Raw genomic sequence first — 25,848 nt, 5'->3', positions numbered from 1 at the left:
AATGGAATCAAAAAATAATCGTTAGTAATTATTTGTTATTTTGATTGGTTAGTAGTGAGATAAGAACCACGTAATTGCAATTAAATCGGCAGAACCCCCTGGGCTTAGGTTGCGCTTTATTAGATCATTATCAAACTTATTTAAATTTTGTAATCCATTTGGGTGTGTAATACCACCTTGTAAAATGAGTTGTTTTGCCTGTTTTTGAACAAAATCTAAACCATCGATTCCACCTCTTGAAATTAAATTAGTATCTTGATTATAGGCTAATAGATATAATAGTGCTTGCAATAAACTTGTTTTTTCATCATAACCACTCTTTTGCATGGTTTGAAAGATAGGCAATGAAATATTTCGAACAGTCGCATATCCTGACTCAGCTTCTCCTCTTGCACCAGAAAAGTGATGAAGTTTAAATAATTTTTCTCCAACAGAGCATGGACGATTATTTTTTTTTAACTCATTGGCGACAATCCCTTGGCAAATAGTAGAAACTTGACCACAAATATTTTTAATGTTGATTGGCAAGTTTAACTGTTCTAATTTACCAATTGCACCAAGTAATAATCCAAAAGCAAAAATGCCACCTTTATGTGTGTTTACTTGATTTGTCGCACTAAACATAGCTTGCTCGCATTGAATACCAATAGGTCTAATACCAGCTAAGAACTGTTGATTGTTCAACTGAGCCGATATCTTACCATATTGATAAAAACGCTCAAACCAGACGCAAATAGCTTTAATGCTTTGCACAAAAGTTTCAAAGTCCATATCATTATGTGCACCACTATTATTCATATCAACCAATCCAGGCTTGGGTGATAAACAGATCTCTTTTATTAATGCTCTTATCGCTAATTGTGCATGCAAACATCGATTGTGATCATTGTTGAGTTCTAATTCTAACAATGCTATTTGTTGTGAATAATCACTCATTATTAATGGTTACCTATTTGTAAGATATATAATAGATTTTAGTAATGCTTAATATAAAGATTGCCAATTTATAGGTTTAAAAGAAATGGCCAGTCTTAATACATTAAAATCAATAATCGCTATGCGATGGTGTAGCCAGAACTTCTCTATTACCATTATGACTAGGGGGGCTAATAATGCCTTCAACTTCCATTTGTTCGACAATTCGAGCTGCTCTATTATAACCGATACGAAATTTCCGTTGCACACTAGAGATAGAAGCTCTTCGTGTTTCAACTACAAAAGCCACCACTTGATCGAAAAGTGGATCGAGCTCTTCCTCTAGCATATTTGAACCACTATTATCACTATCATCAGAGGAAACAGTGACATTTTCAATATATTTAGGTATTCCGCGTGCTTTCCAATCTTGTACTACAGCGTGAACCTCTTCATCTCGTACAAATGCACCGTGAACACGAATTGGAATGGAGCTATTAGGGGCTAAATAAAGCATATCCCCCATACCAAGTAATGATTCTGCTCCCATTTGATCTAAAATAGTACGAGAATCAATTTTACTTGATACGGTAAAAGCGATACGAGTTGGTATATTTGCTTTGATTAAGCCCGTAATGACATCCACCGATGGGCGCTGTGTAGCTAGGACTAGATGAATACCTGCTGCTCGCGCTTTTTGAGCAAGCCGTGCAATTAGTTCTTCTACTTTTTTGCCTACAGCCATAATTAGATCAGCAAACTCATCCACCATGACGACAATATATGGAAGTTTTTCCAGAGTCGGCATATTAAGATCCATGCTATCGGTTGGTTTCCAAAGTGGATCAGGAATAGGTCTACCCATTTCTTCGGCTTGCTTAATCTTTTCGTTATAGCCAGCAATATTACGTACACCTAATGCCGACATGAGACGATAGCGACGTTCCATTTCATTTACACACCAATTTAAGGCGTTAGCTGCATCTTTCATATCGGTAACTACTTGAGTTAACAGGTGTGGTATGCCTTCATAAATAGAGAGTTCAAGCATTTTTGGGTCAATCATAATAAACCTGACATCTTCAGGTTGCGATTTATATAAAATGCTTAAGATCATGGCATTTACACCAACCGATTTACCAGAACCAGTAGTACCAGCAACTAATAAATGTGGCATCTTGGCTAAATCAGCAACTACTGATTGACCTGCTATATCTTTACCTAATACAACAGTAAGTGGTGATTGAGCATTTTTAAATTGTGGGCTATCTAAAACTTCTCTGAAGTAGACAGTTTGTCGATTTTTATTTGGTAATTCAATACCAACATAAGGTTTTCCTGGAATGACTTCAACCACACGTACAGAAGGCATAGATAGTGAACGGGCCAAATCTCGATCCAATGTTGAAATACGGGCAGCTTTAATGCCAGGAGCTAGTTCGATTTCAAATCGTGTAATAACTGGTCCAGGCATGTAATCAACTACTTTAGCTTTAACACGATAATCAGACAAACTTTTTTCAATAAGCTCAGACATTGTATTTAATACGGAATGATCTACTTCAATTCGAGTTGTAGATGGTGCTGTTAATAAATTTAAAGAAGGTAACGGTGTTGTTGGTTTGGGTAAAGGTTTATTATCACGTTTTAATAATGGATGAATTAAGCTATCTTCACTGCCCTCCTCAAAAGAGGATAGAGTTTGAATGTCGTCAATTACCGGATTTGCTTTTTTTAATGCTTCAGTATCAACGTATTCTTGTTCTTCTTCTGTCTCAATAATCTCATTAAAAATATTTTCTTCTTGTATAAACGGCAACTCATTTTCTATTGCTGATATTTCTTCAACTGGTTCCAATGGTACTGGCGTATTATTTAATTTTATTTCGGATTCGTGATGTGACAACGTAAATAAAGACTTACTTGGAGCATCAGAAATTTTATATTTTTCAGATTCTTCAGAAAAAGATTTTTCCTCTGATGTATTGTGTTGAATTATTTGTTTGATTTGCTCTATAGATGAGGATAATGATTGATCTTGCGTTTGCGTAACATTATGCGAATCCATATTTTTAATAATTGATTCTAAGCGAGATAATATTTCACTAGGATCAATTTCTTTTTTGATTGTGTTAATGTTTAACGGCTTATGTGTCGGTGATTGTTCACATGATTCAAGTAGTTCTGTTGTGGTATCGATTAATTTCTTATCTTCTTCACTTGATCTTGATGTTTCAGAAAGAGCAGGATCAATCATAGCCAAATTATTTAAAGTATTATCATTTTTATAAGCGGTAGTTTCAAACTTTGCTTTTTTATTGGTAGATAATTCTGAATCAATATTTTCTTTTTCAAGAGGAATGGTGATCCGCTGTTCTTCATTTTCTTTTATAGATGTTTTATTGGTTTGATTCGTTTTTTTCGATGAAAGTAGCCACCTGATTGGGGCTAATAATATCATGACAAAAGCACCTAACTTTTCAATTAAATTAATCCATGATAATCCTGTTAATAAAGTGACGCATGCTAAACAAATGCCAAGTAAAACCAGTGACAGAATGAAGTTATTCATAAGTGGCAAAAGATTTTCAACTACTATTGCGCCGAGATACCCCCCCGCCCCAAATTGTTCAGCATCACGGATATTTAATGAAAAAAAACCAGTAGAACTAAATATAAAAGCTAAAACACCTATAATCCGAAAGGATATGCTGAAATAGTTAACAGGATCATTAGCATGTTTATAAAAATGTACTGATAATTGCGAACATATAAATATAATTATAAAGGGTAAGCTATAAGCAATAAAACCAAAAAATTGAAAAAAAATATCGCTAGCATAAGCACCTAAGTAGCCACCAAAATTACTAATTGGCGAGTGCCAAGCTGTACGAGACCAGCCTGGATCTGATGTATTGTATGAAAACTGTGATAAGAATAAGCAAATAGATAATCCTACCATTGTAATTAGGATAAATTGGAAAATAATCTGCTTTTTTGTAATTTTTGGCTTTTTCAAACACGTACCTAAATACTATCTTTATTAAATTTGTTGGCATTTTATCATAAAAAGCTTCTGCTCAAAGAGAGAATACCACTTAAAACCAAATTTATTGTTGGGTTATTATGCAATAGCTAACAAGAAAATATTAAGTATTATGTTGTTTTAGATAAAATATTGTTATTATCTTTTTTTAACATTTTTATGCTGAAAAAAGTTTCACTGCACTAAAATTACATAATAATGTTTTACCTACTATAGATCATTTAGTGGAGCTATTTTCAAGCATTGTTGAAGCAGTATGGAAAGAAAACTAAAATCGACACAATATATACCGATTAAGCTCGTACGAAAAATCGAATTTTATTATATAAAGTGTATATCAATATAGATAATAAAAGTAGTTTAAAGCAGCTCGCAATAGAAAACGAATATTATTTCGAAGCGTTCTGCTTTTTAGTTATAAATTATTAGATGTTAACCAAATGATTCTATCTCTGTTTGTGTTAGCGGTCGATATTCTCCTTCTGGGATATCAACAATTACCTTACCTATTTGTTTGCGATGCAATTGAACAACATGGTTATTAACTGCTGCAAACATACGTTTAACTTGATGATATCGTCCTTCGCTAATGGTCAATTCAGCATGAAAGTCATCAATAATATTTAATTTCGCTGGTTTGGTAAGTGATTTCTCATTTTTTAATTGGATACCATTTTTAAATATATCAATCAGTTCAATATATAATGGCTGTTCAACTGTGACGGCATAGACTTTTTCGCAATGATGTTTGGGTGATGTAATACGGTGTGACCACTTACCATCATCAGTAAGCAGAACAAGTCCTGTAGTATCAAGATCAAGTCTACCTGCTGCATGTAATTTTTCAGGCATCGGTTCATCAATAAAATAAAGTATAGTAGGGTGGTCAGGATCGTCAGTCGAGCAGACATAGCCTTGTGGTTTGTTGAGCATGAAATAGCGTTGAGCTGTAACTTGCTCAATTTGGTAGCCATCATATTGAACAATCTGCTCTGGCGATAATTGATAAGCACCTGATTTTATAATTTCACCATCGACAGTCACTTTTTTAGCTTTGAGTTCTTTAGTTACAATAGTGCGGCTAGCGCTTAAGTGATGAGCGAGAAATTTATCTAATCGCATAATTTAAACAATATCCTTGTATTACTCTAGAGGTGTGTATATATCAAAACGGTGATTTTTAGTTTTAATTTCGGCCGTCGGTTTTTGGTCGGCTAAAAAAGGAGCATAATCGGGCCTTTTTACAACTACACGTTTTTTGGCAAGTTGCCTTGCGGGTTCTAATAAGCTATCTGCATCATTATCACTGCCCACTAATTGTTGAAAAATGCGCATCTCTTTTTTGACAAGCGCACTTTTTTGTCGATGTGGAAACATTGGATCGAGATAAATAACATCAGGTTTTTTAGGGTAAGTACTCAATCCCTCAATGCTTGAATGATAAATTAAACGTAAATGTTGCTCAAGCCAACTACCGATTTTGGGATCTTGGTAGGCACGCTGCAAGCCATCTTCTAGCAATGCAGCAACGACAGGATGTCTTTCAAACATAGTGACATGGCAACCGATTGATGCTAAAACAAATGCATCTCGACCAAGCCCTGCTGTGGTATCAAGAACTGTAGGTAAATACTCACCTTTGATACCTACTGCTTTAGCAATTGCTTCGCCACGTCCACCACCAAATTGGCGACGATGAGCCATTGTTCCAGAAACAAAGTTTACGCATATTGCCCCTAGTTTTGGTTCGTCAGTTTTTTGTAACTCAAGTTGATTGTTTTGGGTAACAAGAGCGAATGGAAGATCAGCATGTGTGGATAACCACTGCTCAGCTAATAATTTTAGCTGAGCAAAGTTAGAATTAGTGGATACCATAATGACGAAGTAATGCTTCAAGTTGAGGTTCACGGCCTCGGAAGTTTTTAAATAATGTCATAGGCTCATCGCTACCACCTTGTGACAAGATGTTATCAAGAAATGCATTGCCTGTTTTAGCGTTGAAAATACCTTCTTCTTCAAAACGTGAAAATGCATCAGCAGATAATACTTCTGCCCATAAATAGCTATAATACCCTGCAGCATAACCACCAGCAAAGATATGGCTAAATGCGTGTGGAAATCTTCCCCATTCAACGGTAGGAACAACAGCAACTTGCTTTCTTATTTCAGCCAATGTATTTAATATATCAGGATCTTTTTGTGTATGTAATTTAAAGTCAAAAAGACCAAATTCCAATTGGCGTAAAATAAATAGTGCTGCTTGATAGTTTTTAGCATCTAGCATCTTTTCTAACATATCAGTTGGTAGCGGTTCACCAGTTTGATAATGCCCAGATATGAATGCAAGCGCTTCAGGTTGCCAGCACCAGTTTTCTAAAAATTGACTTGGTAATTCAACAGCATCCCATGGCACCCCATTAATACCAGAAACTGACGAAGTATCAATTTCGGTTAACATGTGGTGTAAACCATGACCAAATTCATGGAAAAGGGTTGTGACTTCGTCGTGTGTAAATAGTGCTGGTTTATCACCAACAGGGCGATTGAAGTTACAAGTTAAATAAGCAACGGGTTTTTGTACATGACCATCAGCAAAACGCATACGACCAATACAATCATCCATCCAAGCACCACCACGCTTATGTTCACGTGCATATAAATCAAGATAGAAACTACCTTTTAACTCACCATTTGCGGCAAAGAGATCATAAAATTTAACTTCAGGATCCCAAACTTCAACGCCTTGTCGCTCTTTGGCTGTAATACCAAAAATGCGATGCACTACTTCAAATAAACCATTAATAACTCGTTGTTGAGGGAAATAAGGACGCAATTCTTCATCGTTGATAGCGTACAAATGCTGTTTTTGCTTTTCACTATAATAAGCTATATCCCATGGTTTGATGTCACTTGCGCCAAAAAACTCATAAGCATAACGTTTAAGATCTGCTAACTCTTTTTCACCTTGAGGTTTAGCTTTTGTGGCTAAATCATTTAAAAATTCGAACACTTGTATAGTTGATTTTGCCATTTTTGTTGCGAGCGATTTATCAGCATAAGTATTAAAGCCTAATAACTGTGCAAGCTCATTACGTAATGCTAAAATTTGCTTAATGATATCAGTATTATCCCATTTTCCTGCATTTGGTCCTTGATCTGATGCACGCGTATTATAGGCTTGGTAAAGTTCAAATCGTAAATCACGATTATCACAGTAGGTCATGACGGGAAGATAACTTGGTATATCTAAGGTTAGTAACCAACCCTCTTTATCTTTTAATTTAGCCTGTTCTTTTGCGGCAGAAAGCGCACTTTCAGGCATGCCAGATAGTTCTTTGATATCGGTAATTAATTTTGACCATCCCATGGTGGCATCTAGCACATTGTTACTATATTTTGAGGATAATTCGGATAATTTTGCGACAATTTCACCATAACGTTTCTGTTTGTCATCAGGTAAGCCAATTCCAGATAATTCAAAATCACGCAATGAATTGTCAACCACTTTTTTCTGTGCTTTGGTTAAAGTAGCATATTGCTCGCTTTCTTTGAGTTGCTTATAAGCTTGATATAAAGGTTTATGTTGCCCAACCCATGTACTGTACTCAGATAGTAATGGCAGACAAGCTTCATAAGCTTCACGTAATTCGGGACTATTTTTAACTGAGTTAAGATGACTAACCGGAGACCAAGCCCGAGTAAACTTTTCATCCATCTCATCAATTGGTTGAATTAAATTGTCCCAAGTATATTGGCTATTTTGCTTTAATACTGTTTCAATGGTATTTCTGCAGTTTTTTAAAGTTTCTTGTATAGCAGGCAAAACATGTTCGGGTTTAATTTGTGAAAAAAGGGGTAATGGTGCATCTGTTAATAATGGATTTGTCATGTAGCGATACCTTTATACAAATGGTGTTGTCTATCGATAAAACACAATATGGTGGCGAAAACAATTAATTCAAGGGATTATTATGCTAAAAATGGTTATAATCCCATCAATTTGCGTTCTCGTTGCCATTCAGTGGGTGTATACGTTTTTATAGAAAGCGCATGGATACGGTTATCATTAATAAATTCTGCCAAAGGAGCATAAATTGCTTGTTGTTTTTTTACTCGACTTAAATCGGCAAATACTTCACCCACCGCAATAACTTGAAAGTGACTTCCATCGTCAGTTAAAACATGGAGATCATCAAGTTCAAGAGAACTTTTTAATTTGTCTATAATTTCTTGTTTATTCATTAGTAATGCTCATCATTAATATAAATGTAGGACTCTTTTGTCAAAAATTTTCAGAAAAACCATGTGTTTTAGTATAAAAGTTAACATTTTTTAAGTATTAATTACAGGTTGTAGATCATACAAGGTAATTAATGTTTGTAGCTGGGGATTAATACCTTTGAGCTTTACATGATATTTATTGCAAAAATAAATTAAAGTTGCGAGCCCTGAAGAATCAACCCGTGGGAGTTGCGCTACATCAATGTATTTTACACCATTTAAAATGGAGTTTTGTGTTGACCATAAATCATTTAAAGAGTGAACATCAAGTTCACCTTGTAAACACAATACTTCTTGTTGTTTTTCTGTTTTTATTCGCGACATTATCACTAGCCTTTTGGTTTAGCGTTTGGGTCTATATTGCGATTTGAAAGTTCATTTAATTGTTTAGTCAATGCATCAATACCATCTCGACGCAAAATAGTTGACCATTCATTTTGTTTGGTGGTGATCATGCTAACGCCTTCGGCAATTAAATCATACGCTTTCCATTCGCCAGTCACTGAATTTTTACGCCATTGGAAATCAATACGCAATGGTTGTTGGTTTTTATTAGGTTGGTTTAATAAAACACGAATAGAGATAAGCGTTTTACCTGTTAAATCTTTTGGTGATTCAACTTGATAAGTTTGGCCATTATACATAGATAATGCTTGAGCAAAAGCTTGTACCAAATAGTTTTCAAAAGCAGCGAAATAAGCTTTACGTTGCGCATCTGTAGCACTTTTATAATAATTACCTAAAATTAATGCGCCAGCATACTTTACTTGTACATAAGGTAATAAATCAGTTCTTACGATCTCTTTCAGTTTGTTAGGGTTTGATTTTAATGTCGCAGATTGTGAATTCATAGTGCTAAAAAGCTTATCAGCAGAAATTTGCATTTCTTTATAAGGATCATTTTCAGCAAATGCTATCGTACTAAATACTAAAGCTAATACTAACACAATCGTTTGTTTCAATTTTGTTAACATGTGAACTCCTTATTCGTCATTTTTATTTTGTGTATCTTGTTGTTTATCTTTATTTGAGTTGCCAACGCCATAGATAAATTGACCGATTAAATCTTCGATGACCATTGCGGGTTTAGTATTATGTATGACAAAACCTTCTTCAAAGTAAGGTGGAATTTTATTTTTTTGCAAAGCGGCGTTGGCTACGCCGTCAGAATCAATATCAAACTCAGTCATTCGATCAAACCCAAGGTTAATATCAATAAATTGTTCGCCTAATAATCCGGATGTTTTAATTGAAAGCGAACTTGAGCTTGGAATTTTGTTGTATTGTGCATCAATATCTATTGTCACATAAGGTTTGTATATATCTTGTTCAGATGAGTGTAGAGTAATATCACTTATACGCCCAATAACCACACCACCAACTTTTATTGGTGAACGTGCTTTTAAACCTCCTATATTATCAAATACAGCATAAACCCGATAAGTGCTATGGCTAGCAAATGATGTTGGATCGGTGACTTTAAAACACAAAAATAGCACTGAGCAAATAACTAGCAACATAAATAATCCAACGGTAATTTCAACTTTACGATTCATCTCTATGACCTCAATGACTAAACATTAATGCGGTTAAAATAAAATCTAACCCCAAAATAACTAATGATGAATAAACAACGGTATTTGTTGTTGCTCGGCTAATTCCCTCTGATGTTGGTACGCAATCATAACCGTTAAACAGTGCAATCCAAGTGCTAGCAATGGCAAATGCAAAGCTTTTAACAAAACAGTTTCCTAAGTCGTGCCACCAATCTACATTGCTTTGAATTGATGACCAAAAAAATCCCGAATCAATACCTTTCCAATCAACACCAACCAACATACCACCTAAAATGCCAACTGCAACAAAAATAGCTGTTAGAAACGGCATGCAAAAAAATCCAGCCCAAAAACGTGGCGCAATGATTCGTCTTAATGGATCAACTGCCATCATTTCTAAACTTGATAATTGTTCAGTTGCTTTCATTAAACCGATTTCAGCCGTTAAAGCAGAGCCAGCACGACCAGCAAAAAGTAGCCCTGCAACAACAGGACCTAGCTCACGAAGTAGCGCAAGGGCAACCATCATCCCTAAACTTACTTCGGCCCCAAAGGTAGTTAGAATAAAATAACCTTGTAAGGCCAAAACCATGCCAATAAAAAGACCTGATACAATAATAATAGTTAAGGATTGAACGCCAACAAAGTAAAATTGTTTAATCAGTAAAGGAAACTGTTTTTTAAATTGTGGTTTACCAATTAATGCCCCAAAAAGCATAACGCAAGAACGACCTATCATCGCAATAATATTAATAATCCATTGTCCTAATTTTGCCAGTAAATTTAACATTATTTTGTACCTCTGCTTAGGTCTAATTTGTAATCTTCAGCAGGATAATGAAAAGGCACAGGACCATCTGCCAAGCCGTCAAGAAACTGTTTTACTCGTAAATCATCATTATCACGTAATTGCTGTGATGTACCACCTGCAATAATATGTTGTTCGGCTACAATGTAAGCATAATCTGCAATACTGAGCACTTCGGTCACGTCATGGCTAACAACGATACAGGTTAATCCTAATGATTGGTTTATTTCAGATATCAGTTTAACAATAACTCCCATAGATATAGGATCTTGCCCAGCAAAAGGTTCGTCAAACATAATTAGATCAGGATCAAGCGCAATAGATCGAGCTAAAGCTGCTCGCCTTGCCATACCACCTGAAAGTTCCGAAGGCATCATTTTTGCGGCACCACGTAAACCAACAGCTTGTAATTTCATTAAGACTAAATTATGCAATATAGGTTCAGGTAATTTGAAGTGCTCACGTAGTGGGTAAGCAACATTATCAAACACAGTTAGATCGGTAAATAAAGCCCCCGATTGGAATAACATGCTCATGCGTTTGCGTACTTCATAAAGTCGGGAGCGAGACATATTTGAAATGTCTTCACCATCAAATAAAATTTTTCCTGACTGCGGTTTTAATTGTCCACCAATGAGCCTTAGTAGTGTGGTTTTACCTATACCTGAAGGTCCCATGATTGCTGTCACTTTTCCTTTAGGGACATTCAAACTCATATTTTTATAAATAGGTCGCGTTCCACGATAAAATGACATATCGTGAATTTCGACTAAATTTTGCTGTAATGTGTTTGTCACAGTGATTTCCTACACGACCAAAATTACGATTGTTTTTATTCTACTTGATATTTTTCAATAAGGAAATCAATTAAAGATATTGTCTATTTATGGATTATTTACAAGCTCAATAAGTTGATAACTTATCCAATATTTATATTTAACGATATAACTAACTTTAAATATTTTGCTTCTTATTTAGTTTTTAAGTTAGAACCCTAAATTACGTTATTTATGGTAACCGTCAAAAAGAGCTACGCCTTTTCCTTTTTATATTAAGGAAGACTTATGTAGGATACCAATAGGTAATTTTATTCGTGTCTTGCTTTACGAGCTAAGTAGTTTCCTGTACTTTGTACCAATTGGATGAAGATAATTAGAATAACCACACAAATATAAGTGACTGTATTATCAAAACGTTGATAGCCGTATGACACAGCTAAATCACCAATACCTCCAGCACCAATGGCACCAGCCATAGCCGTAGCCCCAATTAAACCTATGGTCGCAGTTGTAAGAGTTAAAATTAAAGAACTAAATGCTTCTGGCAACATAAAATACCAAATAATTTGTATTGGCGTTGCTCCCATTGATTGAGCCGCTTCAATAATACCACTATTCACGTCAAGTAATGAATTTTCAACTAATCTAGCAATGTAAGGAGCAACATAAAATGTTAACGGAACAATTGCTGCTATAGTGCCAATAGAGCTATTTACAATGGCCTTTGTTAAAGGTTGGATAGCAACTAATAAAATAATAAAAGGCAATGAGCGAACTATATTAATAATCGGGTTGATAATACGAAACACTCGACGATTTTCTAATAGTCCATAAGGTCTTGTTGTAACTAAGCAAATACCAAGTGGAATTCCGATTAATGAACCTAAAATTAAGGAGAAAACTACCATAATCAGGGTGTCATAGGATGCTTGAACAAATTGTTCAGTGGTTACTGATGTTGCAAAGAAAGAGACCAAATAGTCAATTATAGTATTAAATATTTCCATTTTTACTCATCTCCCAATGTTTAATTTCAGTGACTTGCACACCGCACTCACGTAAGTAATGTACTGATTCTTTGATATTACTATCGTTACCTTTTAGTTGAACAAACATACTACCTAAAACTGTTTTTTCGATTTCTGACATATGGGCAAACAAAATATTGACGATAACTTTTTGTTGCAGTATAAGTGAATTCATCACGGGTTCTGACGCAGATCGTCCTAAGAATTCGAGCTTAAATAATTTAATATTGTCTTTTTTACCTTCTATTTCTAACAAATTTTCCACAACACCATTTGGAATTTGATCGTTGATCACTGAGCTAACAAAATTTTGAGTAGTTTGGTGTTTTGGTTGTCCAAATACGTCAAGTACGTTACCTTGTTCTATAATTTTTCCTTTTTCCATTACTGCAACTTTATGGCAAATTTGTTCAATTACATGCATTTCGTGAGTAATTAACACGACTGTTATTTTATATTTTTGATTGATTTTTTTGATTAAATCTAAAATAGCTTGAGTGGTTTGTGGATCAAGTGCTGAAGTTGCTTCATCGCATAATAAAATATCAGGATCGTTGGCTAATGCCCGAGCGATACCAATGCGCTGTTTTTGTCCACCAGATAGCTCTTTGGGATAGTTGTTGGCTTTATCACTTAATCCAACAAATTCCAAAAGTTCATAGACTTTTTGTTTAATCGAATGTTTATCTTTTTTGATTAAAATTAAAGGAATAGCAATATTTTCAAATACGGTTTTTGATTCAAGCAAATTAAAATGCTGAAAAATCATACCAATTTTTTGGCGTATTTGACGTAATTCAGCACTAGTTAATTGATTTAATACTTTATTTTGAATAATAACATTGCCTTGAGTTGGCTTTTCAAGAAAATTAATTAAGCGCACTAAGGTGCTTTTACCTGCACCACTGTAACCAATAATGCCGTAAATATCCCCTTTACTGATGGTTAAATTAATATCGTTTAAAGCTTGTGTTGTGACGCCATTTCTTTCATATTGTTTTGAGGCATGTTCAAATTTAATCATTATTCATCGCCTATTTATTTTCTTTTAGTTGAATAAGTGCTTGCTTAGCCAATTTGGATAAATTATTTCTTGTAGGTGTTTGGCATATTCAAAGATTGACAATAATTAATGTATCTAACGGTATCACAGGTTAAATTATTGCTCTAATAATCGTTTTTTATATCTTATTCCATATAGTTATAAGATAGAATTACTTGGAATAAATGAACGCTTTTTTCTGTGCTAGAGTGTATTTTATGCTTTAACGCTTAATGTTTATAGAGGATAGCTGAAATGAAAAATGCGTTTATCAAGCAAAAAATATTTAAATACATATCAGTCGTTTTAGTTGCTAGTTTAGCGTTTTTGACTATTGGTTGTGATAATTCGTCTAAACCAGTCGATAATCAGACAAAAAAAGAAATTAGCATGGGCGTATCACCAGGTCCATATAACGATCTTTTTAATGATGCTGTTAAACCCATACTTGAATCAGAGGGTTATAAGGTTAAATTAGTGAATTTTCCGCATTTACTTGAATCAGACGTAGCTTTAAGTGAAGGTAGTATTGATTTAACCGTTGCACAGCACACAGCTTATATGAATGTGTTTAATGCCCAGCGTAAAGCAAATTTAAAACCAGTTGTACATGTACCATCGGTACCTGCGGCAATATTTTCAAATAAGTTCACCTCACTAACGCAAATTTTTTCAGGAGCAAAAGTTGCTATTCCACAAGATGCTTCTAATGCAGCTCGTTCATATAATCTACTAGAAAAAGCTGGTTGGATAAAATTAAAAAATAATACAAATCCTATTATTGTTAGTAAAAATGATATTGCTCAAAATATTGCAGGTATTGAAATTATTGAAATGGATTCGGCCAATATTCCTAGAGTGCTTAATGAATTAGATTTTGCGGTAATTCCAGGTAGCATTGTTTATTCTGCTAATATTGACTCGAACAAAGCATTACTTTCTGAAACCATCATTCCTGATTTGGAAATTATGGTTGTAGTGAATGAAGGAAACGAAAATAGTCGATGGGCTCAAGATGTGAAGCGTATTTATCAATCTCAACAATTTAAAGATTATATGAAAACGCATAACCAAAATGGTTATTGGGTGATGCCTCAAGAATAAGCAATAGCAAGGTAAAGTTATAAAGAAACGCCCGTTTTATTACGGGCATTTTAGTACCTTATCATCTGTTTATCAACCGTTAACGCCCAAGCATCAATCCCCCCTGTAAGATTATAGAGAAAGTTAGGATCAAACCCGTTTTCTGCTAAATAATGAGCAACAGTTAGGCTACGTCTGCCGTGATGACAATAAATAACAATATCGATTTCATCTGGGATTTTATCTAGATATAAAGGGATCATATTCATTGGAATATGAGTTGCGTTACCAATACTGCAAATGGCTATTTCATTGGGTTCTCGTACATCGAGCAGAAATAGATTATTTTGCTGATTTAATTTTTGTGCAAGTTCTGTGGGAGCGATTTCTTTTATTGTCATTATTTAAAACTTATTAAAGTGATTGTAAAAAAGTTTCAGGAAACTATACGTTTTAGTATAAAACTTTAATTTTAAATTTATTAATGGCACCCTGCAACGATATTGCAGGATGCTATTTCCTACTTAGTCTTCTAGTGCCTTGTTAATTTTTTCAAATAAATCTTTAGATAAATTTTCAATTTTTAGCAATGCTTCAAGTGCTTTTTGCATTTGTTGTTGACGCTTTTTGTCATAACGTTTTAATCGAATTAGAGGATCAATAAGCCTTGCTGCAACTTGCGGGTTTTTTTGGTTTAATTCAGTAAGAATCTCAACTAAAAATTGATAACCACTGCCATCTTCAGCGTGAAATGCCACAGGGTTATTATTTACAAATGCTCCAATTAATGCACGGATCCGATTTGGGTTACTGAGTGTAAATGAGCGGTGAGTTAATAATTTTTTCACGGTAGCAAGAACATTTTTTTCTGGGCTTGTTGCGTTTAGTGCTAACCATTTGTCCATAACAAGTCCATCTTGATGCCATTTGTCATCAAAGTTAGCCAATAACTCAGTTCGACAATCAAGTTCAGCTTTTACAGCTACACTCAAGGCGGCTAAACAATCAGTCATATTATTTGCTTGATAATATTGTTGGTTAACCAATGTATTGGCGTACGAATTATCATCGGCATGAGCTAATAAAGTTAAACAACAGTTTTTAAGTGACCGCTTAGCAATATCGTTATGTTTAATTTGATATTGTGATGTTTTATTGTGATGATAAACGGCTAATAATTCATCATAAAGTTCGTTTGCAAAATGAGTTAACAAAAATAGACGCACTTGATGAATTGCGATTGGATCAACCACAGTAAATAAATTTGCCAACTCGTTTTCAGATGGCAAGGTTAAGATTTGTGCAATAAGGAAAGGGTCAGTTTTTTCTGATAACAATACGGCTCTAAATGCATCTAATACTGAATCAGGCAACATTAAATTTTGATTTTCTTGATAATTTTTTACATTCAAGCGAACATATTTTGCTAATAACATTTGAGCTGCATCGTAACGGCTAAATGCGTTAGTAGCGTGTTGCATTAAGAAAATAAGATCATTATCTTGATAATCATAAGTTAACTTAACAGGTGCTGAAAAATCACGTAGTAATGAAATGATTGGTTTTTGAGTTACGTTATCAAAGATAAATTGTTGTTTGTTTTGTGTTAAATTTAAAACATGGTGAACAGATTTGCCTTGGTATTGTAGTGGAATTATTTCACCATTATGTTGATATAACTCGATATCAAGTGGGATATGCAAAGCCTGTTTTTGTGCTTGATCTTGAGTAGCTGGCGTATATTGTTCTACTGTTAAAGTATATTGTTGATTTTTCTCGTCATAATTATCGGTAACGGTTAATTCAGGTGTTCCTGATTGGCTATACCATAATTTAAATTGAGTTAAATCAATACCTGAGGCATCTTGCATGGCTGCAACAAAATCATCACAAGTTGCGGCACTACCATCATGGCGTTTAAAATAAAGTTTCATCCCTGCTTGGAATTTATCTTCTCCTAATAAAGTATGCATCATTCGAATAACTTCAGCGCCTTTTTCGTACACGGTGACTGTGTAAAAGTTATTCATTTCTATTACTTGTTCAGGGCGAATCGGGTGAGACATTGGGCTAGCATCTTCGGCAAATTGAACGGTGCGCAAAAGTTTGACATCCTCAATGCGTTTTACTGCACGAGATCCCATATCAGCGCTAAATTCCTGATCTCGAAATACAGTTAATCCTTCTTTTAAACTAAGTTGGAACCAGTCGCGACAGGTTACCCGATTACCAGTCCAGTTGTGAAAATATTCATGACCAATTACACCTTCAATACCTAGATAGTCATCATCTGTTGCTGTTTGTGGTTTGGCAAGCACATATTTTGAATTAAAGATATTTAATCCTTTGTTTTCCATTGCTCCCATATTGAAAAAATCAACCGCTACAATCATAAAGATATCTAAGTCGTATTCAAGCCCAAAGCGTGTTTCGTCCCAACGCATGGCATTTTTTAAGCTTGTCATAGCCCACTGCGAACGATCTAAATTACCTTTATCAACGTAAATTTCTAAATCAACTTTCCGTTTTGATTGCGTGATAAACTGATCTTTTAAAATATCAAAATCACCAGCAACTAATGCAAATAAGTAAGCCGGTTTTGGAAAAGGATCTTGCCATTGTACCCAATGACGTCCATCGGCAAGTTCGCCTTGCGCTATGCGATTACCGTTCGAAAGTAGATAAGGATAATGTTGTTTATTCGCGGTAATACGTGTTGAAAAGCATGCAAGAACGTCAGGTCTGTCAAGGTAATAAGTAATATGACGGAATCCTTCTGCTTCACATTGAGTACAAAGCGCATTGCCTGATACATATAAACCTTCAAGGGCTGTATTATCAATTGGTTTGATTTCATTAACAATTGTTAAGGTAAATTCGGTAGGAACGCCTTGGATGATTAACCCGCTTGCTGTAATCTGATAATCATGCCATGGTTGTTCGTCAATATTAACAGAAATCAATTTAAGGTCTTCACCATCTAAAATTAAATTGTCCGCTTCATTATTTTTTTTAACAACACGGCTGCGAGCTGTGACGGTTGTTATTTCGGGTGCTAAATCAAAATCAAGATCAATGTTGGTAATAGTAAAATCAGACGCTTTATAATCAAGACGATTTTTGGCAATAGGTTGCGACTCAGGCGTTTTTGTATTCATATTTTTATGACCTTTTGGTTGGTACTCAATTTATATGTTGTGCTATTTCATATTATAACCGATTAAAAACAATCTTATTACATAATTAATCTATATCTTCATTATTATTCTGCTATAATCTTCGGAATTTTATTTAAAGTAATAGCACTAAATTTACATGTTACCAGCGATAATTACATCAATATTAGATACTGATGCTTATAAGTTGCATATGCAGCAAGCTGTATTTCATCACTATCCAAATACAACAGTAGTTGCACAGTTTCGTTGCCGTAGTGATGATTTATTGGGGCAATATGTTGATGAAATAATACATCAAGTCAAATTAATGGAATCATTAGCGCTGTCTGATGATGAATTTAACTATTTATCAAATATTTCTTTTTTTAAATCTGACTATTTAAATTGGCTCAAAAAATGGCGTTTTAACAGTGATCTGCTCACTATCAAAAATGAAAATGGAGTGCTTTCTATTACAATTGAAGGTAAATGGTTAGATGTTATTTTATGGGAAGTGCCATTACTTGCTGTTATTAGTGAGATTGTTCATAAAGATCGTTCACCAAATATTGGCGTTCCAGAGGCACTAGCTAGGCTAAAAGATAAATTAGCATTGTTTAATGAAAAAACAGCTAATATGGATATGTCTGGTTTTAACTTAATGGATTTTGGTACACGTAGGCGTTATTCGTTTGCGGTGCAAGAAGCTGTTGTCAGTTATTTGAAAACGCACTTTAATCACTTCCATAGCACGAGCAATTATTTACTTGCCTATCGTTTAGGGCTCACCCCTGTTGGAACGCAAGCACACGAATGGTTTCAAGCCCATCAACGTTTAAGCACCAATCTTCAAGATTGCCAAAGAAATGCTCTTCAGGTTTGGTTAGATGAATATCCTAATAACTTGGGAGTAGCATTAACTGATTGTATTACAATGGATGCGTTTTTACGTGATTTTAATTTACACTTTGCCTCTCACTACCAAGGACTTCGTCATGATTCGGGTGATTCAATTGAATGGGGAGAAAAAGCGATTGCTCATTACAAACAGTTGGGCATAAATCCGCAAACGAAAATGTTAGTTTTTTCAGATAGTTTAAATTTTGATAAAGCGATTAATATCTACCAACATTTTAATCATCGCGTAAAATTATCTTTTGGTGTGGGTGGGTTTTTAGCTTGTGATATTCCATCAACAGAAACCAATACTAAATCATTGAATATTGTAATTAAATTAACGGAATGTAATAATCAATCTGTTGCGAAACTATCAGATAGCCCAGGTAAAACGATTTCCCAGGATTTAGATTTTATCGATGAGCTAAAACGAACTTTTAGTGTTAAAAATTGATAATAATTTACACTTAACCTATTGTTCATATTAGAAAATAAAAATTAGTAATAAGGATTTTATTATTCAAAAATTCTATTTTGCTATGGAATAACCATTTGAATATATCTGTATTACTTTAAATATTATTTAAACAATTAATTAATGTAGAGATGGATAATTAAAATGACTTCAATTGCTCCTATTGTTGATGTGTTACAAGGCAAAATTGCTGTTGGTAGCACAATTTCGGTTCAAGGTTGGGTAAGAACTCGGCGTGATTCTAAAGCAGGCATTTCATTTTTAGCCGTTTATGATGGTTCTTGCTTTGATCCTATTCAAGCAGTTATTGAAAATAATTTACCTAATTATGAACAAGAGATCTTACGTTTAACGGCTGGTTGTTCGGTTAAAGTGACCGGTAAAGTGGTGGAGTCCCCAGGTCAAGGTCAAAAATATGAATTACAAGCAACGCAAGTTCAAGTATATGGCTTTATTGATGATCCCGAAACTTACCCAATGGCAGCAAAGCGTCATTCGATTGAATATCTTCGTGAAGTGGCTCACTTGCGTGCAAGAACCAATATTGTTGGTGCGATAACGCGTGTACGCCATACGCTTGCGCAAGCTATTCATCAATTTTTTGATGAACGTGGTTTTTATTGGTTATCAACTCCTATTATTACCGCATCAGATACTGAAGGGGCGGGCGAAATGTTCCGCGTTTCGACACTTGATATGCTAAATCTGCCTAAATCTGATAATGGTAAAGTTGATTTTGATAAAGATTTCTTTGGTAAAGAAGCTTTTTTAACCGTTTCTGGACAATTAAACGCTGAAACTTATGCTTGTGCACTTTCTAAAGTTTATACTTTTGGTCCAACATTTAGAGCAGAGAACTCAAATACTACTCGCCATTTAGCTGAGTTTTGGATGATGGAGCCTGAAGTAGCATTCGCTGATCTAAATGATAATGCAAAGCTTGCTGAAGATATGTTGAAATATGTGTTTAAAGCTGTGCTAGAAAAACGAGCTGACGATATGCAATTTTTTGCACAGCATGTCGATAAAGAAGCAATCAATCGCCTTGAAAACTTTATTAATGCTGATTTTGCTCAAGTGGATTACACTGATGCTATTACCATTTTACAAAATTGTGATGTTAAATTTGAAAACCCAGTCAGCTGGGGAATTGATTTAGCTTCAGAACATGAGCGTTATTTAGCTGAACAACATTTTAAAGCACCAGTGGTAGTAAAAAACTATCCGAAAGATATTAAAGCTTTTTATATGCGTATGAATGATGACGGTAAAACGGTAGCGGCAATGGATGTTTTAGCGCCAGGAATTGGTGAAATCATTGGTGGATCTCAGCGTGAGGAACGTTTAGATATGTTGGATAAGCGCATGGAAGAATTGGGACTCAAAAAAGAAGATTATTGGTGGTATCGTGATTTACGTCGATACGGTACTGTGCCGCATTCTGGTTTTGGTTTAGGCTTTGAACGTTTAATTGTTTATGTTACAGGCGTACAAAACGTGCGCGATGTTATACCATTCCCAAGAACACCGAGGAATGCGAATTTTTGAACTTAATAGAAAATAAAAATAAATATACTTATTTATGATAAAAAGCAAATTGATGTTTGGTTATTTTTTGGATGAAAAACAACCAAACAGAAGTGTTTTTCGTCTTAGACATCATATTTAATGAAAAGTTCGCTTGATTTTAAATTTTTTTTATACATAATTTACGCTACTGTAAAAAGTAAATAAAGATAATAGAAATATTATTTTAACTGAATAATTTTTGTACGAAATTAGACGCTAAACTTATAGGAAAAGTGTCTTATTTATAATAACCATGAGGTAAGAAATGAAACGTAATCTATTAGCAATCGCTATTCCAGCACTTCTAGCTGCTGCTGGAGCAAATGCTTCTATCGAAGTTTGGAACAAAGACGGTAATAAAGTTGATTTTTATGGTCGTGTAAAAGCAGCTAACCATATTACTGACCGTGGACACAAAGATGAAGGTGATCACACTTCAGCTCGTTTAGGTATGTCTGGTCAAACTCAAATCACTAACTGGCTATCAGGTTATGGTCGTTGGGAATATGAAACTAAAACTGGTAAAAAATCATGGGATGAAACTCGTTATGCATTTGCTGGTTTAAACTTTGGTGACTTTGGTTCATTTGATTATGGTCGTAATGACGGTGTGTTAAAAGCAATTACTGCTTATACAGACGTATTACCAGAATTTGGTGGTGATGCAGCTAACAACAACTGGAATGTACTTTCATCTCGTACTAAAGCTGTTGCTACTTATCGCAACAATAACTTCTTTGGTTTAAATGATGACGTTAGCTTTGCAGTTCAATATGCAGATAATGGCGACAACTCAAGTACTGTTGATTCTATCAAAGGTAAATCAAGAGAAGCATATGGTGCAAACATCCAATGGCGTATTTTTGATACTGGTTTAACTGCTGGTGCAGGTTATGCTCAATCAACAGTTAGCCAAACTCGCCACAATACTTGGGCTACTGGTCTTAAATATGATAACTACAACGTATATTTCGGTGCTAGCTACTTCCAAAGTAAAATTAAACAAGTTGGTTTTGAAGATGAAGACGGTGATGCATACTCTTCTGATCTTAAAATCAGAGGTATTGAGTTAGTTGCTCAATATGGTATTGATTTAGAAATTGGTCGTTTAACTCCATCATTAGCATATGTTCAACATAAAGCTAAATACAATGAGTCTCATGGTGAATGGTTATATCGCAATGGTTCAATTACTTCACCATTAGCTAAATATGTTTCTGTTGGTGCAACATATGACCTAAACAAAAACTTCAGCGCTATCGTTGAATATCAATTCAATTTACTTGATCGTAAAGATATTGGTGCAGCAGATAACACAGCTCATCAACGTGACCGTCATTTAAATAAACCTGGTACAAAAGATACTTTAGCTCTTGGTTTAATCTACCAATTCTAATTTCTTAGTATCTCAAAAAAGGCACTTTTGTGCCTTTTTTCTCGCCTTTTAAAGCTATTCCTACCTAAAAACACATTTTATGCTTAAAAGAAATTTATTTCTGGAACTAGAATAAAAACGAATTTCGCAGAAATTATCTAACTAATATTGTTTATTAGCAATGTGAGCAATAAAAATCCAATATCTAAATAGTAGATATCACAATAATAATGTAATTGTTAATCACGTTAGCAATTATTTATTAACCGAGAGCAAAGTAATTTGCATCTTTAATAATAAATACCTATGAGGGTAACAAAATGAAACGTAATCTATTAGCAATCGCTATTCCTGCACTTTTAATTGCAGGCACAGCAGGCGCATCTATTGAAGTGTGGAACAAAGATGGTAATAAAGTTGACTTTTATGGTCGAGTTTATGCTTTAAATTATATTACTGATCGTAACAATCAAACTGGCGAAGGCGATAAAACTACGGCACGTTTGGGTATGTCCGGTCAAACTCAAGTTACTGACTGGTTATCTGGTTATGGACGTTGGGAATATGAAACTGCCACTGGTAAAAATTCAGATAATGAAACTCGTTATGCATTTGCTGGTTTAAACTTTGGTGACTTTGGTTCATTTGATTATGGACGAAACGATGGTATATTAAAGACATTAACTTCTTACACTGACGTATTACCAGAATTTGGTGGTGATGCTTCTGATAATGATCTTTACGCATTAACTGCTCGAACTAAAGCTGTAGCAACTTACCGTAACTCAGATTTCTTTGGTTTAGTAAATGGCCTACGTTTTGCTGTACAATATGCGGACAATGGTGATAATAGCTCTACTCGCCACTTCAATACTTTTGAAAGCCACAACGGTCATGATAGTGCTGAAGCATGGGGATCAGTAATTGATTGGGATATGTTTGATACTGGTTTAACTATAGGTGCAGGTTATGCACAAACAGGTGGACATAAAGATGCTAAATCATGGTCTGCAGGTATCAAATATGACAATAATAATGTTTATTTAGCAGCCTTATACATTCAAGGTAAACAAAAATACGGTTGGAACAATGCCTCAAGTACACGTAATGCTGATGATTTAAAAACTAAAGGTTTTGAAGTTGTAGCACAATACGGTATTGACTTTGACATTGGTCGTTTAACACCATCTGTTGCTTATATCCAACATAGAGTTGAAGATGCATCAAGTTTAGCGAGAAGTGGTGACGTGGGACTTAAAGGTGATGATTTAACTAAATATGTTGATATTGGTGTAACTTACGATTTTAACAAAAATCTAAAAGCGCTTGTTGATTACAAAATCAATTTGTTAGATAAAGATGATATTGGCGCTCGTCGCAGTTTATATGGTAGTGACTATAGTGACAGTCATTCAATTGTCAAAGCAAACACTAAAGATACTGTTGCGCTTGGTTTAATTTATCAATTCTAATTAATTGTAATTGTATATCTTCAAAAAGGCACTTCGGTGCCTTTTTTATTGCTACTAATCTTAACAAATATGTCTTGCACTTTAATAGATACTCTGTTAAAAACGTCATAGACAATCATAGAGTAGGATAACCACAATGCTTTATAGCACACGAAAATTAAAGGCTAAAAAAAATATTGCATTAGTTGCGCATGACCATTTAAAAGATTCTTTATTAACTTGGTGTAAGAAAAATTGTGAAGAGCTTTCTCATCATCATTTGTGTGGTACTGGAACGACCGGCACGTTAATTAAAAAAGAAACTGGCTTAAATATTACTCCAATGCTCAGTGGTCCAATGGGGGGAGATCAGCAAATTGGTGCATTAATTGCTGAAGGTAAAATTGATATTCTAATATTTTTCTGGGATCCACTTAATGCTGTACCACATGATCCAGATGTTAAAGCATTATTGCGGTTATCCACAGTTTGGAACATTCCTGTTGCCACAAATCAAGCTACAGCTAATGCATTAATTCAGTCTTCCATTTTTACTCAAGAGGTTGAAATCGAAATACCAGATTATCAAGCCTATCTAGCTGGAAGGATTAAATAAATGTCCATCCCAAATCAGCAAAATAACTAAATAAATATAATTGATAATTTATTTATTTTTTTGAATATATTATTTTTCAATTCGCCTTGTTAACAAGGTTGGATAGAGTGCATTGTTTACTCTGCTCTAAGAGGATTTATTGATCATACCTGTACGGATTATCTTTATGATATATGTATATAAATTATTTTTCAGCATTTGCCATGGATAATATTAATAATTAGGTTAGCCATATTAAGGCTATTTACAATATTAATTTAAGTTAAACCACCAAACCAAGAATTAAAATGCGGAAGATTGATTAACTTCACCATTTTTAAACAAAATTGCTTCATTGGTATTGAGTTTATGCCAAGTCTCATTGGAAGTTAAAGGTAATGTCGAAATAATTGTTACAACATCGTTTGGTGTAGTGTGCTTTTGAAAATCAATTTCCACGTTTTCATCGAGTAGTTTTGCTTTGCCAAAAGGTGCTTTACGAGTTATCCAGTGCAAATTGGTAGTGCAGTAAGCAAATACATATTGCCCGTCAGAAAGCAGCATATTAAATACACCAAACTGACTTAATTTATCGGCACATTGTTTAATAAAATTAAACAACAGCAAATCATTGTTAGGTTTATGGGAATATCTTTGTTGTAATTGATTAATCAAATAACAAAAAGCATATTCACTATCAGTTTCACCTACGGGTTGAAAAAGCCCAGTATCTAAATTTTGATAGTCAGCCAATTGCCCATTGTGAGCAAAAGTCCAGTTTTTCCCCCATAATTCACGAGTAAATGGGTGAGTATTTTCCAGCGCAACACCGCCTCGGTTAGCTTGTCGAATATGTGCAATCACTGCTTTAGACTTTATAGGATATTGTTGAACCATTTTTGCAATTGATGAAAAACTGCAAGGTTCTGGATCTTTGAATGTCCGGCAACCTTTGCCTTCATAAAAAGTAATACCCCAGCCATCTTTATGAGGACCTTTCTCCCCACCACGTTTAATTAGGCTGGTAAAGCTAAAACAGATATCGGTTGGCACATTAGCGCTCATACCCAATAATTCACACATTTCACTTGGCCATCTCTTTTTCAATAAGCATAATTAGAATATGAATCACTTTAATGTGAACTTCTTGTATGCGATCAGCGTAACCTAGATGTGGAACACGAATATCGACATCGGCAAGCCCATTCATCTTACCACCATCTTTACCTGTAAGTGTAATAATTTTCATGTCTTTTTGTTTTGCAGACTCAATGGCTTTTAATACATTAGCTGAATTTCCTGAAGTTGAAATACCTAAAAGTACATCCCCTTTTTTACCAACACCTTCAACATAGCGAGAAAAAATATAATCAAACCCAAAATCATTACCCACACAAGAAATATGGCTTACATCAGATATTGCAATCGCGGGATAAGCTGGACGATTATCACGAAAACGACCAGTTAGCTCTTCAGCGAAATGCATGGCATCACAGTGAGATCCTCCATTGCCACATGAAAGAACCTTACCTCCATGTTTAAATGAGTCAGCAATTAGCACTGCAGCTTTTTGAATATTTAAAAGATTATTGTTATCAGAAACAAAATTAGTCAATACATCAATTGCTTGATTTAACTCATTACGAATATTGTCAATGTACATCAATATTACTCCATCAATAATTTAATCTATACACCATTGTAATTCGTTAAAAACAGCTTGCAAGAGATAATCGAAAAATAACATTATTTTATCTAAATGTATTAGTTTTTTTCCATATATAAAAATT

At 34.5% G+C, this 25,848-nt stretch carries 23 protein-coding genes; 6 read left to right on the top strand and 17 right to left on the bottom strand.

The window, feature by feature from the left end; all coding sequences use genetic code 11:
- Window positions 1-48 precede the first annotated feature (48 nt).
- The 13 genes from citG to A9G48_RS07135 form a co-directional block, all read right to left on the bottom strand.
- Window positions 49-936, bottom strand: coding sequence for a triphosphoribosyl-dephospho-CoA synthase CitG (citG, locus tag A9G48_RS07195; protein ID WP_081299256.1), 888 nt, complete (start codon window positions 934-936; stop codon window positions 49-51).
- Window positions 937-1,045: 109 nt separating this feature from the next.
- On the bottom strand, window positions 1,046-3,934 hold the full coding sequence (locus tag A9G48_RS12195; RefSeq protein ID WP_141672975.1) for a DNA translocase FtsK 4TM domain-containing protein: 2,889 nt from the start codon (window positions 3,932-3,934) through the stop codon (window positions 1,046-1,048).
- A gap of 459 nt (window positions 3,935-4,393) precedes the next feature.
- Window positions 4,394-5,083 carry a 16S rRNA pseudouridine(516) synthase RsuA gene (rsuA, locus tag A9G48_RS07185; RefSeq protein WP_034944252.1) on the bottom strand — a complete coding sequence of 230 codons (690 nt, stop codon included), beginning with the start codon at window positions 5,081-5,083 and terminating at the stop codon, window positions 4,394-4,396.
- A gap of 21 nt (window positions 5,084-5,104) precedes the next feature.
- Window positions 5,105-5,836: a class I SAM-dependent methyltransferase gene (locus tag A9G48_RS07180; RefSeq protein WP_065576011.1), complete on the bottom strand. Its 732-nt coding sequence runs from the start codon at window positions 5,834-5,836 to the stop codon at window positions 5,105-5,107.
- Window positions 5,823-7,850 carry an oligopeptidase A gene (gene prlC, locus A9G48_RS07175; RefSeq protein WP_034944247.1) on the bottom strand — a complete coding sequence of 676 codons (2,028 nt, stop codon included), beginning with the start codon at window positions 7,848-7,850 and terminating at the stop codon, window positions 5,823-5,825. Before prlC ends, A9G48_RS07180 begins: the two co-directional genes overlap by 14 nt.
- Window positions 7,851-7,945: 95 nt before the next feature.
- Entirely contained in the window at window positions 7,946-8,203 is a 258-nt protein-coding gene (locus tag A9G48_RS07170; RefSeq protein WP_034944245.1) for a BolA family protein, read from the bottom strand.
- A 90-nt stretch (window positions 8,204-8,293) separates the two neighbouring features.
- Window positions 8,294-8,566, bottom strand: coding sequence for an STAS domain-containing protein (locus A9G48_RS07165; protein WP_034944243.1), 273 nt, complete (start codon window positions 8,564-8,566; stop codon window positions 8,294-8,296).
- A 5-nt stretch (window positions 8,567-8,571) separates the two neighbouring features.
- On the bottom strand, window positions 8,572-9,216 hold the full coding sequence (gene mlaC, locus A9G48_RS07160) for a phospholipid-binding protein MlaC (protein WP_034944241.1): 645 nt from the start codon (window positions 9,214-9,216) through the stop codon (window positions 8,572-8,574).
- Between the two features lie 9 nt (window positions 9,217-9,225).
- Entirely contained in the window at window positions 9,226-9,798 is a 573-nt protein-coding gene (gene mlaD / locus A9G48_RS07155; protein ID WP_034944238.1) for an outer membrane lipid asymmetry maintenance protein MlaD, read from the bottom strand.
- Between the two features lie 10 nt (window positions 9,799-9,808).
- A complete protein-coding gene (mlaE, locus tag A9G48_RS07150) occupies window positions 9,809-10,588 on the bottom strand; it encodes a lipid asymmetry maintenance ABC transporter permease subunit MlaE (protein WP_141670303.1) in 780 nt (259 codons plus the stop codon).
- Window positions 10,588-11,403: a phospholipid ABC transporter ATP-binding protein MlaF gene (gene mlaF / locus A9G48_RS07145; protein ID WP_065576010.1), complete on the bottom strand. Its 816-nt coding sequence runs from the start codon at window positions 11,401-11,403 to the stop codon at window positions 10,588-10,590. Before mlaF ends, mlaE begins: the two co-directional genes overlap by 1 nt.
- A gap of 290 nt (window positions 11,404-11,693) precedes the next feature.
- Window positions 11,694-12,293: a methionine ABC transporter permease gene (locus tag A9G48_RS07140; protein WP_442903340.1), complete on the bottom strand. Its 600-nt coding sequence runs from the start codon at window positions 12,291-12,293 to the stop codon at window positions 11,694-11,696.
- Between the two features lie 85 nt (window positions 12,294-12,378).
- A complete protein-coding gene (locus A9G48_RS07135) occupies window positions 12,379-13,437 on the bottom strand; it encodes a methionine ABC transporter ATP-binding protein (RefSeq protein WP_034944229.1) in 1,059 nt (352 codons plus the stop codon).
- Between the two features lie 273 nt (window positions 13,438-13,710).
- Here A9G48_RS07135 and A9G48_RS07130 point away from each other — a divergent pair, with 273 nt between their 5' ends.
- Window positions 13,711-14,559, top strand: coding sequence for a MetQ/NlpA family ABC transporter substrate-binding protein (locus A9G48_RS07130; protein ID WP_218057835.1), 849 nt, complete (start codon window positions 13,711-13,713; stop codon window positions 14,557-14,559).
- Window positions 14,560-14,609: 50 nt separating this feature from the next.
- Here A9G48_RS07130 and A9G48_RS07125 read toward each other — a convergent pair whose 3' ends face one another.
- Both A9G48_RS07125 and pepN read right to left on the bottom strand, forming a co-directional pair.
- A complete protein-coding gene (locus A9G48_RS07125; RefSeq protein WP_065576009.1) occupies window positions 14,610-14,939 on the bottom strand; it encodes a rhodanese-like domain-containing protein in 330 nt (109 codons plus the stop codon).
- Window positions 14,940-15,062: 123 nt separating this feature from the next.
- The gene (gene pepN, locus A9G48_RS07120; protein WP_065576008.1) at window positions 15,063-17,696 is read right to left on the bottom strand and encodes an aminopeptidase N; all 2,634 of its coding nucleotides are present in this window, start codon (window positions 17,694-17,696) and stop codon (window positions 15,063-15,065) included.
- Window positions 17,697-17,853: 157 nt separating this feature from the next.
- Here pepN and pncB point away from each other — a divergent pair, with 157 nt between their 5' ends.
- From pncB to A9G48_RS07095, 5 genes are all read left to right on the top strand, one after another.
- On the top strand, window positions 17,854-19,047 hold the full coding sequence (pncB, locus tag A9G48_RS07115; protein WP_034944217.1) for a nicotinate phosphoribosyltransferase: 1,194 nt from the start codon (window positions 17,854-17,856) through the stop codon (window positions 19,045-19,047).
- 165 nt (window positions 19,048-19,212) lie between these two features.
- Window positions 19,213-20,616, top strand: a complete 1,404-nt coding sequence (gene asnS, locus A9G48_RS07110; RefSeq protein ID WP_034944214.1) for an asparagine--tRNA ligase — start codon at window positions 19,213-19,215, stop codon at window positions 20,614-20,616.
- A 286-nt stretch (window positions 20,617-20,902) separates the two neighbouring features.
- On the top strand, window positions 20,903-22,033 hold the full coding sequence (locus tag A9G48_RS07105) for a porin (protein ID WP_034944211.1): 1,131 nt from the start codon (window positions 20,903-20,905) through the stop codon (window positions 22,031-22,033).
- A gap of 299 nt (window positions 22,034-22,332) precedes the next feature.
- Window positions 22,333-23,484, top strand: a complete 1,152-nt coding sequence (locus tag A9G48_RS07100) for a porin (RefSeq protein ID WP_034944194.1) — start codon at window positions 22,333-22,335, stop codon at window positions 23,482-23,484.
- 136 nt (window positions 23,485-23,620) lie between these two features.
- Window positions 23,621-24,079 carry a methylglyoxal synthase gene (locus A9G48_RS07095; RefSeq protein ID WP_034944191.1) on the top strand — a complete coding sequence of 153 codons (459 nt, stop codon included), beginning with the start codon at window positions 23,621-23,623 and terminating at the stop codon, window positions 24,077-24,079.
- Between the two features lie 282 nt (window positions 24,080-24,361).
- Here the strand turns inward: A9G48_RS07095 and A9G48_RS07090 are convergent, their stop codons facing one another.
- Entirely contained in the window at window positions 24,362-25,141 is a 780-nt protein-coding gene (locus tag A9G48_RS07090; RefSeq protein WP_065568628.1) for a class II glutamine amidotransferase, read from the bottom strand.
- 1 nt (window position 25,142) lies between these two features.
- A complete protein-coding gene (lpcA, locus tag A9G48_RS07085) occupies window positions 25,143-25,721 on the bottom strand; it encodes a D-sedoheptulose 7-phosphate isomerase (protein WP_034944188.1) in 579 nt (192 codons plus the stop codon).
- Window positions 25,722-25,848 lie beyond the last annotated feature (127 nt).

The sequence above is a fragment of the Gilliamella sp. wkB18 genome, assembly GCF_001690875.1.
Taxonomy (GTDB): Bacteria; Pseudomonadota; Gammaproteobacteria; order Enterobacterales; family Orbaceae; genus Gilliamella; species Gilliamella apicola_A.
Note: the sequence above shows the minus strand (reverse complement) of the source record. Positions and strands in the feature narration are given on the sequence as shown.

Excerpts from the sequence above, each read along its gene's own strand:
- citG (WP_081299256.1), bottom strand. The coding sequence starts at position 936 with ATGAGTGATTATTCACAACAAATAGCATTGTTAGAATTAGAACTCAAC.
- rsuA (WP_034944252.1), bottom strand. The coding sequence starts at position 5,083 with ATGCGATTAGATAAATTTCTCGCTCATCACTTAAGCGCTAGCCGCACT.
- A9G48_RS07180 (WP_065576011.1), bottom strand. The coding sequence starts at position 5,836 with ATGGTATCCACTAATTCTAACTTTGCTCAGCTAAAATTATTAGCTGAG.
- prlC (WP_034944247.1), bottom strand. The coding sequence starts at position 7,850 with ATGACAAATCCATTATTAACAGATGCACCATTACCCCTTTTTTCACAA.
- A9G48_RS07170 (WP_034944245.1), bottom strand. The coding sequence starts at position 8,203 with ATGAATAAACAAGAAATTATAGACAAATTAAAAAGTTCTCTTGAACTT.
- A9G48_RS07165 (WP_034944243.1), bottom strand. The coding sequence starts at position 8,566 with ATGTCGCGAATAAAAACAGAAAAACAACAAGAAGTATTGTGTTTACAA.
- mlaC (WP_034944241.1), bottom strand. The coding sequence starts at position 9,216 with ATGTTAACAAAATTGAAACAAACGATTGTGTTAGTATTAGCTTTAGTA.
- mlaD (WP_034944238.1), bottom strand. The coding sequence starts at position 9,798 with ATGAATCGTAAAGTTGAAATTACCGTTGGATTATTTATGTTGCTAGTT.
- mlaE (WP_141670303.1), bottom strand. The coding sequence starts at position 10,588 with ATGTTAAATTTACTGGCAAAATTAGGACAATGGATTATTAATATTATT.
- A9G48_RS07140 (WP_442903340.1), bottom strand. The coding sequence starts at position 12,293 with ATGGTAGTTTTCTCCTTAATTTTAGGTTCATTAATCGGAATTCCACTT.
- A9G48_RS07135 (WP_034944229.1), bottom strand. The coding sequence starts at position 13,437 with ATGATTAAATTTGAACATGCCTCAAAACAATATGAAAGAAATGGCGTC.
- A9G48_RS07130 (WP_218057835.1), top strand. The coding sequence starts at position 13,711 with ATGAAAAATGCGTTTATCAAGCAAAAAATATTTAAATACATATCAGTC.
- A9G48_RS07125 (WP_065576009.1), bottom strand. The coding sequence starts at position 14,939 with ATGACAATAAAAGAAATCGCTCCCACAGAACTTGCACAAAAATTAAAT.
- pepN (WP_065576008.1), bottom strand. The coding sequence starts at position 17,696 with ATGAATACAAAAACGCCTGAGTCGCAACCTATTGCCAAAAATCGTCTT.
- pncB (WP_034944217.1), top strand. The coding sequence starts at position 17,854 with ATGTTACCAGCGATAATTACATCAATATTAGATACTGATGCTTATAAG.
- asnS (WP_034944214.1), top strand. The coding sequence starts at position 19,213 with ATGACTTCAATTGCTCCTATTGTTGATGTGTTACAAGGCAAAATTGCT.
- A9G48_RS07105 (WP_034944211.1), top strand. The coding sequence starts at position 20,903 with ATGAAACGTAATCTATTAGCAATCGCTATTCCAGCACTTCTAGCTGCT.
- A9G48_RS07100 (WP_034944194.1), top strand. The coding sequence starts at position 22,333 with ATGAAACGTAATCTATTAGCAATCGCTATTCCTGCACTTTTAATTGCA.
- A9G48_RS07095 (WP_034944191.1), top strand. The coding sequence starts at position 23,621 with ATGCTTTATAGCACACGAAAATTAAAGGCTAAAAAAAATATTGCATTA.
- A9G48_RS07090 (WP_065568628.1), bottom strand. The coding sequence starts at position 25,141 with ATGTGTGAATTATTGGGTATGAGCGCTAATGTGCCAACCGATATCTGT.
- lpcA (WP_034944188.1), bottom strand. The coding sequence starts at position 25,721 with ATGTACATTGACAATATTCGTAATGAGTTAAATCAAGCAATTGATGTA.